Annotated in this window: 11 protein-coding genes and 1 pseudogene; 8 read left to right on the top strand and 4 right to left on the bottom strand. The window is 44.4% G+C overall.

The window, feature by feature from the left end; all coding sequences use genetic code 11:
* Positions 1-324 (top strand): annotated as a pseudogene (locus tag BM202_RS33400) (hypothetical protein); the annotation flags it as partial.
* 328 nt (positions 325-652) lie between these two features.
* On the opposite strand, the gene BM202_RS33405 reads toward BM202_RS33400, so the two are convergent.
* Entirely contained in the window at positions 653-1,471 is an 819-nt protein-coding gene (locus tag BM202_RS33405) for an alpha/beta hydrolase family protein (RefSeq protein ID WP_093834445.1), read from the bottom strand.
* 244 nt (positions 1,472-1,715) lie between these two features.
* Here BM202_RS33405 and BM202_RS33410 point away from each other — a divergent pair, with 244 nt between their 5' ends.
* The 4 genes from BM202_RS33410 (at position 1,716) to BM202_RS33425 (ending at position 6,202) form a co-directional block, all read left to right on the top strand.
* A complete protein-coding gene (locus BM202_RS33410; RefSeq protein WP_093834447.1) occupies positions 1,716-2,855 on the top strand; it encodes a DUF3800 domain-containing protein in 1,140 nt (379 codons plus the stop codon).
* Positions 2,856-3,247: 392 nt separating this feature from the next.
* Positions 3,248-4,354: a sensor histidine kinase gene (locus tag BM202_RS33415; protein ID WP_218160649.1), complete on the top strand. Its 1,107-nt coding sequence runs from the start codon at positions 3,248-3,250 to the stop codon at positions 4,352-4,354.
* Between the two features lie 9 nt (positions 4,355-4,363).
* Positions 4,364-4,810 carry a response regulator gene (locus tag BM202_RS33420; protein WP_093834449.1) on the top strand — a complete coding sequence of 149 codons (447 nt, stop codon included), beginning with the start codon at positions 4,364-4,366 and terminating at the stop codon, positions 4,808-4,810.
* Between the two features lie 804 nt (positions 4,811-5,614).
* Positions 5,615-6,202, top strand: coding sequence for an RNA polymerase sigma factor (locus BM202_RS33425; protein ID WP_177236790.1), 588 nt, complete (start codon positions 5,615-5,617; stop codon positions 6,200-6,202).
* 186 nt (positions 6,203-6,388) lie between these two features.
* Here the strand turns inward: BM202_RS33425 and BM202_RS33430 are convergent, their stop codons facing one another.
* Both BM202_RS33430 and BM202_RS33435 read right to left on the bottom strand, forming a co-directional pair.
* The gene (locus BM202_RS33430) at positions 6,389-7,396 is read right to left on the bottom strand and encodes an IS110 family RNA-guided transposase (RefSeq protein ID WP_093834454.1); all 1,008 of its coding nucleotides are present in this window, start codon (positions 7,394-7,396) and stop codon (positions 6,389-6,391) included.
* Between the two features lie 670 nt (positions 7,397-8,066).
* Positions 8,067-8,855, bottom strand: coding sequence for a hypothetical protein (locus BM202_RS33435; protein ID WP_093834456.1), 789 nt, complete (start codon positions 8,853-8,855; stop codon positions 8,067-8,069).
* A 268-nt stretch (positions 8,856-9,123) separates the two neighbouring features.
* On the opposite strand from BM202_RS33435, the gene BM202_RS33440 reads away from it, so the two are divergent.
* Both BM202_RS33440 and BM202_RS33445 read left to right on the top strand, forming a co-directional pair.
* Positions 9,124-9,801: a recombinase family protein gene (locus BM202_RS33440; RefSeq protein WP_093834458.1), complete on the top strand. Its 678-nt coding sequence runs from the start codon at positions 9,124-9,126 to the stop codon at positions 9,799-9,801.
* 188 nt (positions 9,802-9,989) lie between these two features.
* Complete coding sequence (locus BM202_RS33445) at positions 9,990-11,021, top strand: PDDEXK nuclease domain-containing protein (RefSeq protein WP_093834460.1); 1,032 nt, start codon at positions 9,990-9,992, stop codon at positions 11,019-11,021.
* 17 nt (positions 11,022-11,038) lie between these two features.
* On the opposite strand, the gene BM202_RS33450 is transcribed toward BM202_RS33445, so the two are convergent.
* Positions 11,039-12,580, bottom strand: a complete 1,542-nt coding sequence (locus tag BM202_RS33450; RefSeq protein WP_093834462.1) for an HNH endonuclease domain-containing protein — start codon at positions 12,578-12,580, stop codon at positions 11,039-11,041.
* Between the two features lie 113 nt (positions 12,581-12,693).
* Here BM202_RS33450 and BM202_RS38590 point away from each other — a divergent pair.
* Positions 12,694-12,891: transposase (locus BM202_RS38590; RefSeq protein WP_245776913.1), on the top strand; the 198-nt coding region annotated here is incomplete at its 3' end.

The raw sequence follows: 12,891 nt of genomic DNA on the forward strand, positions 1-12,891 counted from the left end.
CCTGTTTTAAACATCTCAAAACTCAGGGATTCAACCGCACGGGCGGCCCCGATTGAAGACCTCAACTTCAAAAACGATGGTAAGATCATGTTACTCATTGCCATCGTCGTAATGGCTTATGTATTATCCTTAAAAGAAGCGTTTGAAAAAGGCTCCTTGAAGCAGAAGGTGTACCGAAATGGGAGCCATTCCATGTCCGTTTCGTTCTTTCGGCAAGGCATCACCAGTCTGCGTCGTCATGTACAATCATTAGCTCAATTTATCCGCTACTTGGAATCCATTGCTCAATCACTTTTGACGCCCCAATGGATGTATGTCCAGTAATCTGTATATCCGCCACGTGAAGGCTATAACTAACTAACTATTAGATAATTATACAGATTTAACTATCTGTACTTAGGGGCAAATTCACCGTTTTGGTAAAATGATTTATAAAACGGCTCAATCTCACTGCTTAAAGCTACCTTTCGTAACGGATATTGCTCAAAAGGTATTTCTTGCCATAAAAGCATCAAAATTATATGCTTTTACACGTGCCTAAACACCAAAGTTATTCGCTCTCTAAAACGAACGTTAAGAATATAGATTTTCGATTAAATTACTAACGTCCAGTACGTTAAGCGACCTCGATGGCGGATATACCCCAACTGTGTTAAGCACCCCAGTTATACTGACGATTACCATAAGGAAAGACTGCAATTACGCCCGATTGAGCCGCTTGTTCCATAAATAAACGACCAAAGAAGGCCGTCGTACTATCGGCCACATCGGGCAAGCCCGTATTGTAACTCACCGCTCCGTGAAGAATCACGACCAGAGGGTAGCTCTTAGCGGCATCAAAATGAGGGGGCAATTGAACCAGATACGGAAATTCGAGGGAATCAGCCAGACGTAACCAGGCATATTGATACTGCCCCGTTCGCGAATAATGGTGAGCAGGGTAAGCTTTTTGAAGCTGTTGGTAGAGCTGGGAGGCAGAAGCTATCTTGCTCAACGAAGCGAGTTGTTGGTTAGCCTGGGCCATTAACTCTTTCTGGTAGGAACGAAAAGGCAGACTCGCCTGAATACGTTGTTGTCGTTCCCGTTGACGAGCCTGCACTACTTTGCCCATGAGTACCTTCCAACGGGGATCGGCGCGCAACCACTCGAAACTTTTGCCAAAATAAGCGTTAGTGACAATGTCGGAGTTTACCACCAAGGAGGCATATCGGATGGCTAAATCGGCGTTCTTATCGCGGCTGGCGAAATCAGCCGCATTCAGGTAGCGCCAATATTTTTCTTTAGGGTCGGCCTCCGCGGCTTTCAAGGCCCATTGGGTAGCGGCTTTCCAGTTTTGTTTGCCTATGTTGGCTCCCATACTGTCAAGCGCTGGATTTTTCGATTGAGCTTGAGCCGAGTATCCGACTGATGCCCCAATGGCTAAGCTGATGAGAAGCCAATAGAAAGAAACGGAATAGGTAGAGAGATTCATAGAATAAATCGGAATAGTCTTCTATAGAGCATAGGGTGCCTAACTAGGTTTAATGGCCAAGTTGTCAAGTCATTAACAAAGAGTAAATTAAGCGTAGAATGTTGCTTGAGTGAGGCCCATTTTAACCGTTTTGTTACCTCATAAATCACCATTTATCTACGACGGATAAAATGACAGTTGATCCAGTTGGGAAGGGAGTAAAGAGAAGTCTGATTAATTTGCTGGCTACTTTGTTTAATGCCTAATGAACGATCACATCGCCTTTCTGGATGAATGGGGAAACAATGGCCTTGACTTTGCCAAGCCCGGTATTTCCACTCACTTTATTGTTACCGCTATCACCCTACGGAAAGAACAGCTGAGTGAGGCTGAAACTCTAGTAGAAGCCGTGCGTAAACACTTCTTTCAAGCCGGGCCTATTGGATCGGCCAAAGTAGGCAGCGACGATAAGCGCCGGATCTTGATCTTGAAACAATTGCTAGCCGTCCCTTTTCAACTATTTGCCCTTGTTGTCGATAAACGAGAGCTGCGCGGGGAGGGCTTTTATTACAAAGGTTCCTTCTACAAGTTTCTGCATGGGCTAGCCGACCGAGAACTCTACCGCAGCTTTCCCAATTTAGAATTAGTTGCGGATCGACACGGCGATGAGAGTTTTATGCAAGGATTCACCCAGTATATCTATAATAGGCACGTACCTACGCTATTTAATCAAGCTAGTTTTCGCTTTGTGAACAGCCAGGCTAGTTTGCTCGTACAAGCGGCAGATTTTGTAGCGGGTACCCTAGCTCGGTGTTATGATGAAACGGTTCTATCACCCGAACGAGCCAGCTTTGTTCAACTGTTGAGACCCAAGCTACTGACCCTAAAATACTGGCCAGACGTATTTGCCCCAGTAGTAGCTCAAAGTGTGCCCGATCAAGCGAATTACAATGCTGGTTTAGCTGAACTGTGTGTGGGCTTAGGCCAAGACTTCTTGCATCGCAAGCTAGCCAGTCGATCACCTCAGGAAATTGACCAGGTTACCTGCTTAAACTATTTGCTGTTTCATTTCCGTCATGTTGATCCCACGCGTTACATCTCAAGCCGGGAACTGATGGCTCACATTGACGAACGACGAAATAGTCTACCTACCCTACACTATTTTCAAACGCGGGTGATCGCCCCGCTACGAGATGCGGGCGTTATCATTGCCAGTAGCACTAAAGGCTATAAAATCCCATCCTGTGAGCAGGACTTGTATGATTTTGTTAATCATAGTAATACCATCATTCAGCCTCTGTTATCTCGGATCAGCAAGTGCCGGGATCGAATTCGTTTAGCCACAGGGGGAACAATTGACCTGTTAGATCGAGAGGAGTACGCCAATCTAAAACAGTTGTTATGATCTATATCTGACCTGATTTGGTCGTAATGGGTAGGGGTTACAAACCAGGAACGACCCTTGCTGATCGGTAACCTAATTACCCAGTAGCTTGAAGATACTTCTTATCAAAACTGACAACATGTTTAATCACTAACGCAGGCTTATCGTTAGAACTACGGCTAGTGGACTTGCTACATACGGACTATTTGCAAGATTATGGACAAATGGCCAAAGAACATATAAAGTTGTAAGTGTTTGATGAAAACCTAACCATATAATTAATTCCGATAAAAATGGACAATAGTTTTTTTGTTTATTTTTTGCTCATAAAATATACTTAAAATTAACACTATTTTACAATGATTCACTAAAACAAAGTTTTAAGTAGCTTATATTTGCTAAAACACATATGTATGGATATTAGCGCTTCCCAGTTCCGGTTACTGAAGATGATGGATGAAATAGAAGATCATGCTATTATTCTATTAGATAAGGAGGGAAACGTTGAAAGCTGGAATAAAGGTGCCTATAAAATCAAGGGTTATCTTGCCCAGGAGATTATTGGAAAGAACTTCCGGTTATTCTATCCGGAAGCCGATCGTCAGTTAGGACTACCCACTCGCTTATTAACGGAGGCTTTCACTACTGGGAAAGCCTGTCATGAGGGATGGAGGCTCCGAAAGGACGGTAGTCGATTCTGGGGATTAATTACAATTACGGCTGTACATGATGAAAACGGAACGGTTGTCGGTTTTGCTAAGATCACGCGTGATCTGACCGAGCGCATACAGGCCGAAAATACAATTAAAAAGCATGTCCTGGAACTGGAAAGTCAGAATAAGCAACTGGAGCATTTTGTATACATCGCTTCTCACGATTTGCAGGAACCTCTTCTTAATGTCAATAATTTCGTTGAACTATTTCAACTAGAATATGCCGAACTTTTTGACGAAACGGCCAACATGTACCTTGATGTAATCAATCAAAGTACGGAGCGTATGCGAAATTTGATAAAAGGTTTATTGGATTATTCACGGTTGGATAAAGAGAAGTGCCTATCAACGGTCAACTGTCATCAATTAATTGAGACCCTACTAAAAGATCTGGCGACAACTATCGCCTTGGCTGGTGCCACAATTCATTATACTGACTTACCTACCATTACCGCCTATCCCATTGAGTTGCGACAGCTATTTCAAAACTTAATTGGCAACGCGATTAAGTTTAGAAAGGTAAATACAGCGCCTGAAATTGATATATCCGCAGAAAAGTGCACCAGCGGCTGGAAGTTTGCCGTTCGCGACAACGGCATTGGTATTGACCCCCTTTTTAAAGACCAGATTTTTCTGATATTTCGGCGACTACATGAGCGGGACAGGTACGAGGGAAATGGCATTGGCTTAGCTTATTGCAAAAAAATAGTAGAAATGCACGGTGGGGAATTGATGGTGGAATCGATACCCAATAAGGGGAGTAGTTTCTATTTCATAATTCCTGATGGTCACGCTCAATCATTATAATTACTTGACATGAGAAAATTTAAGAATCTCGATTGTGTGTTGCTTGTCGATGATGATCGATTTATCAACCTGGCTCAATCCAAAGCTGTGGAAAGGGCCGGTATAGGCGTTAATATTAGAGCCGTAACAACCGTTGAGGAAGCCTTAGACTTTTTAACGTTTTCTGGAATTTACGAGGGGACACAAGCTATTCCCAGGCCAGGCATTATTCTACTAGATATTAACATGCCAGGCCTAACGGGCTGGGATTTTATAGACTTGTATCATAAGTTAGATGAAGCTTATAAGGCGAAGGTTATTATCGTTATGCTTACCACTTCTATGAATCCAGTTGATCAGAAACGGGCCTTGTCAACGGGTGCTGTTGTTGATTTTCTGCACAAACCCCTCAAACCTGAAATGGTCATTGACTTAGCCGAACGCTATTTTGAGGTTGATGAGACTATCCTGTCCTAGTATTCGCAAAGGTTTAAATGTTGCCCGTCGCTCCTTTGCCACAATAGTCCAAGGCTACGCATTAGATGTTAGTAATGTCATAGGCAACTACGACCTTTATTGCCAAAAAAGCCCTGACTACACAGTAGTCGGGCTTTCCGATTCTATCTATACACCAATTAAGCCTTAGCTTAAATAGCTTGTAAATGTAAAGTTTTAAGCTTGGAGTCTTTTGTTGATTAGATTTTCTCCTCCTAAAATTCCCGTACCGTCTGAGTCATTTCAAACTCAGGCCACTCCGTTTCCCTGGCCGAATAAAGGTGTGACTGGGCCGCGTTCCTTCCCGGCTGCGCCGGATCGTCAAACTGCTCCATCAACACCAAATTGGCTACGTAGTACAAAGGCCAGGTGTCCGGGTCGTCTTCATCTTTGCCTACTTGGATCGACCTACCGTATCAAAATGCAACGGCTCGTCAAGGGCAACGTCGGGACGGACGGGGCTAGAAGACTGGCGGTCGGGTCCTGTGTAGCACTCGAAGCGGAGGTAGTAATGTATAAATTAAGAGGTTGGTCGAGGCCAGCCCAAGTCAGTGAATTTGACAAAGGCTCTACTGTATATCTTCCTCAATCCTCTCAATATTTAACCGTGTAGCCCCTCTGTTTCGCTTAAAATTTTATTAAAAGCAATCTGATCTATATGACCTTGCGTACATACGATTATAAGCCCTTCTTCTATTTTTAATAAATATATGTTGCTTATTTAAGCAATTGCTACATTCGTTGTATACTTTATCTTCATTAACGACTCACGTTAAACTTACTACTTTGTTTTACAGGCCTACGTCACCTAAGCGTCTGCTTTTTGCTGAGCAGTATAATGAACCCGCAATAGTGGCCCTGCTTAAGGAGGGAAATCAGAAAGCATTTGAGGAGCTTTATCGCCGGTTTGCCCCTACTTTATTAAGGAAGCTTTTGTGCCTTATATCTGACAGGCAACAGGCAGAAGACTTGCTTCAGGATAGTTTTGTTAACATTTGGCTTAACTTTCATCAATATGATCCAGCCAAAGGGCGTTTATTCACCTGGATGGCGCGGATCGTTCGAAATAATGCGTTAACGCATTTGAGAGTAACCTGGTCAGCCCATGAGCCATTAGCAGATTCACTCTTAGACGAATTAGGTGGTGATACACCTAATTACTATTGGATTGGTGTTGATTACTGGGTACAATCAACTCTATCACCCCACCACAGACAATTGATTCAGTTAATGTACTACCAGGGCTATACGTATCAAGAGGCTTCTGATGAATTAGGCTTGCCCATCGGGACGGTTAAGACCAGGGTTCGGTGGGCGTTACAGCGATTACGAAGCTCTGAGGCAGCGATAGCTACTAAGCAAGGTGAATTTTGAGTTACGGTCAGCTACTAATACTATGTCAAGCAGTAAGTAACCACTCTAATCCTGATACAAAATTTCTTTCCAATCCTGTTCTATCCGTTTCAATGAATTGGTCATGGGTTGGCTGGAGCTGCTACATTTTACTAGACATTAGGTTAAGGACAATCTAACTTAGTAGACCGCTCAGATTTCCATGGTTTAAGCAAGCGTTGGTACATAAGTTTTATCATATTTCTGTTGACGCTGTACTACTGAGCAAACACGATGAATAAGCTTGTTGCGAACGGCGTTGAGCACTAGCATTTTATTCTTGCCTTCGGCTAGTTTTCGTTGATAATAATCGCGTATCTCACCTTTCACTTGAATGGCCGACATAGCGGCTAAGTGAAATAAGTATTTCAATCGTTTTCGAGCATGCTGGCTCACACTGGTGCGCCCCCGTACACTACTACCTGAGCGGTATTCAAAAGGAGCCACACCAGCGTGGCAGGCTAGCTTTTTTGGATCATGGATCGCAATAAATTCATCGGTTGCCACCAGTAATTCGGTAGCCGTAGCTGGGCCTATGCCTGGGATGGAGGTAATCCAGCTAAATAACTGCTTCAACCGATCATCTTGATCAATTATAGCTTGGATCTGCTTCTCAACCGTTTCCAAATCCGCTTTGATCGATGTTATTGACGTTCGACAGGTTTTGGTAAGTTGTTTGTACAGGGCTGGCTCTCCGAAGCTCTGCTGTTCAGCTAAGGGTTGTTCAAGTTGACGTCGAACGCCAATCAAGCGGTGCCGTAGGGCACTTAGGGCCGCTAACTTTTGCAGTACAGGCCTAGATGGCTGCCAAAGCCGCATTTTATCTTGGAACCGGAAAGCGTATTCGGCAATGCGTACCGCATCAATAGCATCATTTTTACCTCGTTGCAGCCCACCTGCTTTTTTGATTTGCAAGCTGTTTTCTAACCACAGGGGAATGTGAAGTTTGTGAAGATGAGTCAATAAGTGGGCGTTATATATTCCCGTGTGTTCAAGACAGCAAACTATTTCTGACTTACTGAAACCAGGTAGGTCAGCAATAGCTTTAAGTGCGATTTTGATACCTGTTTCAGAATTCTCAGTTTGCGTTTGCAGTACGGTTACTTTTCCGTCAAAGACGGCCCAGTCGAGCGTAGCTTTAGAAATATCGATACCGATGTAATAGCGAATGTCCATGCGTGATAACAGCGTTGAAAGTGGTAGTTTAAAATAGGAGATCTTCGCCTGGTTACTCAAACCCTTACTAATGGGCCATCATGCCCGAATTTCCATTTGAGACTTAGGCAAAAAAAGACAAAGTAGGACCTGAATCTGAGCATAGAGCGAAAACCTCTGCGGCCCTATAGGGAAGCCTACCTTGTTTACTTTCGGCAAACTAGCCAGATCTTGGAATTTTACCATGCTGCAAACCTAAAGGGCGGCCCTGCATGAAATCAAGGAGACAGTATGGCGATGAATTTAAAAAGTTAGCCGTGGAGCTGTCAGGGGCAAAAGGTTTTCAAAAGTAACCGCCATAACCCAGCAAATTCGTCCATTTAAAGGCCTAAAAATAATGTTAAATGAACTGCATAAATAACTACTTCTCAGCCTGTTGTATGTATTGTATGGGTCTTTGAAAAATCATCTAGGAAAACGCTCCTTTACTTTGGTAAGAAATGCGCTTATCGGTCTCGATTAGCGCAGTATTGTCCCTTTTGCTACTTTAGGTTACGGCTGTTCGTTTTCCAGTATTCTTTAATACCACACAAGTTGCTAGGCCTGCCCTATTTTATAGAGACCATAACCTGACCGGGCGAATAACGCCGTAAATCAGCCTAGGTTATCTGATAAAAGCACAGGGTAGCCATTAATTAAGATTTATGCCGAAGGTTACCCCTAACCAAGGCTTGTGCTGATAGATCCAAAGATGTCGATTGCGGTCCGTCACTTGTTCAACACCGACGGCCAAGCCCGCTGAAAAGCTGCCTATACTCAGGATGGTGGACAAGCCGTAATTGAGCCCCAGCCCATAATACTCATCCTGAAGGCGGCCCAGGGTACTAAAGGGATCTATTTTGGCCGGACCCACGCAGAAAAAACCGCCTAGGCCCAGGCTGAAGGTCGATATTTCGGATCGATGGTTCCGCCGGAAATAGACGGTTCGATAGCGCCCCAAGTCATAACGCCCCCCAACATGAATACCCACGTTTAGTTTATCCTCCAGTTGACCCGGTTGATCCGCTGTTTTAAAGCGGTACTTAAAAGGCAGGGTGAATAAATCAACGTCGAGGCCCGTGGTCTGGTAGCGAAACCAGGGGCTTTTTTCCTCAATCTTATGGAGAGTTGGGTTATAATGCAGAAAGAAAATGGCGAGTGAATCCGCCTGGTCGAGGGTTTTGGGATCGGCGTCGGCCGGTCGAAGTGTCTCGGCTAGGAACTCGACATACAGCGTATCGTGCTTTTGGTAGAGAGCGGCTTTAGCGGGGTGGAGCAAGGTTTTAGTTTTAATGCCCCCTTTTTTAGCGTAAGCATATAGCTCCTGATGGCGAGGAATCTGAAAGACCTGATTGAGTTGAGTGGTATCGTCCCGCTGGCGGAGACTCGCGCAGGATGTAGTCAACAGCAAGAAGCCAAGTAAGTAGAGGCTGTTCTTCATCGGTGGGCGGATTTTGGTTAGCTGTTGAGCCAATCAATGGGAGGGGTGTGCTTAACGAATAGAGCAAAAGTAGCGGTAGTCCAGTTAAGTTGAAAGTGTGTTTGGTCAAACCTAGTCGGGAATCTGGTTAGAGATGCGTCGCGAATTAGGCCGGTAGCTTGAAGTTTAATGGCTGGTCGTAAAGCACTGTTACAAATGTTGAACGGGACGTTTAACACTTGTAACAAACAGTACTTTTCTCTTATATTGCCTACTAATTTACTCCTTGATGGAAAGCCAGTCACTACACCACGTCGCTTATTACCGAGTCTCGACCAAGCAACAAGGCCAAAGTGGACTGGGCCTAGAGGCCCAGCGTAGTCAGGTGATGGGTTTTATCGGTAGCCAAGCGCAGCTGGTGCGAGAATTCATTGAAGTAGAAAGTGGTAAGCGCAATAGTCGTCCTCAACTCTTGGAAGCGCTGGCTTATGCGAAGCAAAATAAAGCCCGGTTAGTTATTGCCAAATTGGATCGGCTTAGCCGCAATGCTAGCTTTATCTTTGCGCTTAAGGATAGTGGAGTAGACTTTGTCTGTGCTGACATGCCCGATGCCAATACGCTCACCATTGGCATCTTTGCTACCTTGGCTCAGCATGAACGAGAGTTGATTGGCGAACGAACCAAGAAGGCGTTGGCTATTAAGAAGCAACAAGGGTTTCTCTTAGGTTCTCCCCAAAACTTGACGCCACAGGCTCAGCGGAAAGGGGTAGAAGCCATTAAGGCCAAAGCAGCCACGAACGAAAACAACCGGCGAGCTTTATTGACCATTAAAGGCTATCTCCATCAGGATAAGACCCTGCAACAAGTTGCCAACGAATTAAATGCGTCAGGTTTCCGCACGGCGAAAGGTCAACTTTTTCAGCGGGTGCAGGTGCTACGATTAATGACTAAGCTGGCTAACGGTTGAGCAGTCACACTACAGTAAGTTTGGTTCTCGCTGAATGCCATTAAGCTTTCTTCTACTATCCTGCATTGGCAATTCATAATTTCTGTGGAATAAATCAACTAGTTCAGTGTCTATGTATGTAGCCTGTACCTTTATGCCAAATTCCAAACATTGGCAGACTATAGTAAACCTTACTGCCAAGTTGTGCTATGAATCCTAACCACTCCAACGCCCTACCTCTATTTGGCAAAATAGCGGACTTGATCGAACTCGCCCGAAAGCAGGTTGTTACGACCGTTAACCTGGCGATGGTACGTACCTATTTCGAGATAGGCCGTACGATTGTTGAGGATGAGCAACAGGGAAATCCACGCGCCCAATACGGTAAGGCGATTATTGCCGATCTTGCCATGCGACTTACCGACGCCTTCGGGAAGGGTTTTTCGGCACGAAACCTGGAACAAATGCGTCAATTTTACCTGACGTATTCAATTCCGCAGACACTGTCTTCGGAATTGCAACAGCCTCACTTTCAGCTTTCTTGGTCGCATTATTTGATTCTGATGCGGATTGATAATCCCGATCAGCGCCGTTTCTATGAATTGGAGTGTGCGGCCAACAACTGGAGTTTACGGGAGCTGCAACGCCAATATAATTCGAGTCTATATGAACGCCTAGCCCTAAGTCGTAACAAAGCCGAGGTACAGAAATTGATCCAGGAAGGCCAACAGATTGTAATGCCCCAAGACGTTCTCAAAAATCCGTATGTACTGGAGTTTCTGGGGCTGAATGCTGAAACCGCCTATTCAGAGTCGCAGTTGGAAACCCGGATTATTGACCAAATGCAGCATTTTCTGCTTGAACTGGGCAAAGGGTTTTTGTTTGAAGCCCGACAGAAACGGTTCACCTTTAAGGAGGACCATTTCTTTGTCGATTTGGTCTTTTATAACCGCCTGCTGCAATGCTATGTACTAATCGATCTGAAGACCGATAAACTCGTGCATCAGGACCTTGGGCAAATGCAGATGTATGTGAACTACTACGACCGCTACGTTAAGCTCGATCACGAAAAGCCAACGCTTGGTATTTTACTATGTAAACAAAAAAACGATGCCCTCGTCGAGCTAACCCTTCCTAAAGACGCCAATATCTACGCATCGGAATACAAACTTTATCTGCCCGATAAGCAATTGCTCCAGCAGAAACTGCTAGAGTGGACGGAGGATTTCGATACGAACTAGGGTGAATAAGTTTAAATTTATTCCTTAGCAATCGTCAGAATATTGATTGGTTCTGATAGTACACGAACGCCCTGTGGTGTTGAGCCGGTAGCGAAAATCTTTTCCCAATACTGATTATTCTGTTTGCCACCGAAAATGGTTGCCGACATCCCCGTATCCACCCATATAGGTAAAGTGCTTAAATTGTGAATTGTATTACGCAGATTTATCCAGAGCTGTTCAGGAAATTCAGTCTGAAATAATTTATTCTCATCAGCCATTGTACCCGTGGTAATGAAGAAGTTGTACAATACTTTCTGTAAAATCTTTAACCAGTTATACATAATCTCTTCCTTACTCATTCGGTACGCTCGGAGGTGCTCCAAGGCAATATGCTCGCCTTTCTGGAGCTTATTTTCAATTTGATTGGTACCCAGTTCCAAGTCGAATTTGTTGATAAACAGCTCGTCGGCAATTAGATTCATCAACTCGGTAATCTGCTGTTTTTCCAAATCACGAGGGTTTTTACCTTCTTCCAATCGATAGGAAATAGGCGTTTCGAGGACGTCCTGATGGACAAAGAATGAATAAAAAGTCTTTTCGATCGAGCTGTACGAGAGGGGTTTCTCTTTGCCACGACCGCCAAAGTCAATAAATTCGGTTAAGCGATTATCCGGATTATGTGTAACGCCATCCCGTACGGCATCGAGAATATAACGTTTCATTTCACGCGATTCACCTCGGAAATAGCTGACCAGGTCGCGTTCACTAAAGCTAATATCATCGGGCGCTAAATTATAATCGTGCTGATAACGTACTACCCGATCCTGATAAAGTGTGTTGCCCAGATGTCGCTGTACGGATTTGTCAAATGCAACCTGGCGGAGTGTCGTTCCAGCCTTGAAGTTGGTCAGGATCAATTTATCCCGGTCAGGGTTAATGAAAATCCGCACGGGTATTGCTTTTACACCCAATAGGATTTGAGCCGCAGCTTTATGCTGACCGTCAAAAATCTTAACTGGTGAGGTACTGGCCCCTGTTAGATCAACCCAGGCTAACGAAACGTGTAGCTGCGGATTGCCGGAATAAAATTCTTCAGTAAGCTTATTGATATTGCTGCCAATAGTACGTGGGTTAATGATATCATCATGAAATAGATATTCAATCGCCAGATTAGCGAAAAAGTATTCCATTCCACTAAGCTTGTCTGTGTAATAGGGTACGTCAACGATTGTGGTATCCCCTACTTCAGCTAAAGAATAGCGAACCCGGCCATTTTCCTGAACGAAAGCCAACGAGTACTTAGCCCCACCAGCCTGTACGAGTAAATCGTTTAAGTTTGGACTGCGGTCTTCGGCTTCGAGTCGCTTGCGAATTTTCTCATAGCGGTGTAGAATCCGGGCCAGTTGCAAGTCAGAGGCTTGCTTTGATCGATTGGCTGAAGAGAATGTCAAGGCAAAGTTTGACTGCTCATCTTTACCATTAAGTTTAAGGGGAATTATATGGTCAATGTCTAACTGCTGCCTGTGCAGCGTCAAATCAATAGGCTCCTCCGTAATAAAGCATTTTCCATTTTGAATAGTCCATAGGGTTTGAACAAGTAAGTCTGTACGTCGTCAAGTAAAAGTGGACAAAAGGGTTGGGAATGGGAAGAGACAATTCAGTAAATTGTTTCACTCAAACCTCCTTGATTATGTCCAATTCAACCAAAACTTCCAAAGGCAAACGTGCAGCTTCTCCAACCCCCACATCTGCCGAGCGTAAACCTGCTTTATCCATTATCAAAGACATCCAGCGACAAACCAGACGACAGTACACCGCGGAAGAAAAAATTCGCATTGTCCTGGAAGGCTTACAAGGCGAACAGTCAGTAGCCGAGATCTGTCGGCGA

This window comes from Spirosoma endophyticum (assembly GCF_900112365.1).
Lineage (GTDB): Bacteria > Bacteroidota > Bacteroidia > Cytophagales > Spirosomataceae > Spirosoma > Spirosoma endophyticum.

Coding starts and splice junctions, on each gene's coding strand:
- BM202_RS33405 (WP_093834445.1), bottom strand. CDS start 1,471: ATGAATCTCTCTACCTATTCCGTTTCTTTCTATTGGCTTCTCATCAGC.
- BM202_RS33435 (WP_093834456.1), bottom strand. CDS start 8,855: ATGAAGAACAGCCTCTACTTACTTGGCTTCTTGCTGTTGACTACATCC.
- BM202_RS33410 (WP_093834447.1), top strand. CDS start 1,716: ATGAACGATCACATCGCCTTTCTGGATGAATGGGGAAACAATGGCCTT.
- BM202_RS33440 (WP_093834458.1), top strand. CDS start 9,124: ATGGAAAGCCAGTCACTACACCACGTCGCTTATTACCGAGTCTCGACC.
- BM202_RS33445 (WP_093834460.1), top strand. CDS start 9,990: ATGAATCCTAACCACTCCAACGCCCTACCTCTATTTGGCAAAATAGCG.
- BM202_RS33430 (WP_093834454.1), bottom strand. CDS start 7,396: ATGGACATTCGCTATTACATCGGTATCGATATTTCTAAAGCTACGCTC.
- BM202_RS33420 (WP_093834449.1), top strand. CDS start 4,364: ATGAGAAAATTTAAGAATCTCGATTGTGTGTTGCTTGTCGATGATGAT.
- BM202_RS33415 (WP_218160649.1), top strand. CDS start 3,248: ATGGATATTAGCGCTTCCCAGTTCCGGTTACTGAAGATGATGGATGAA.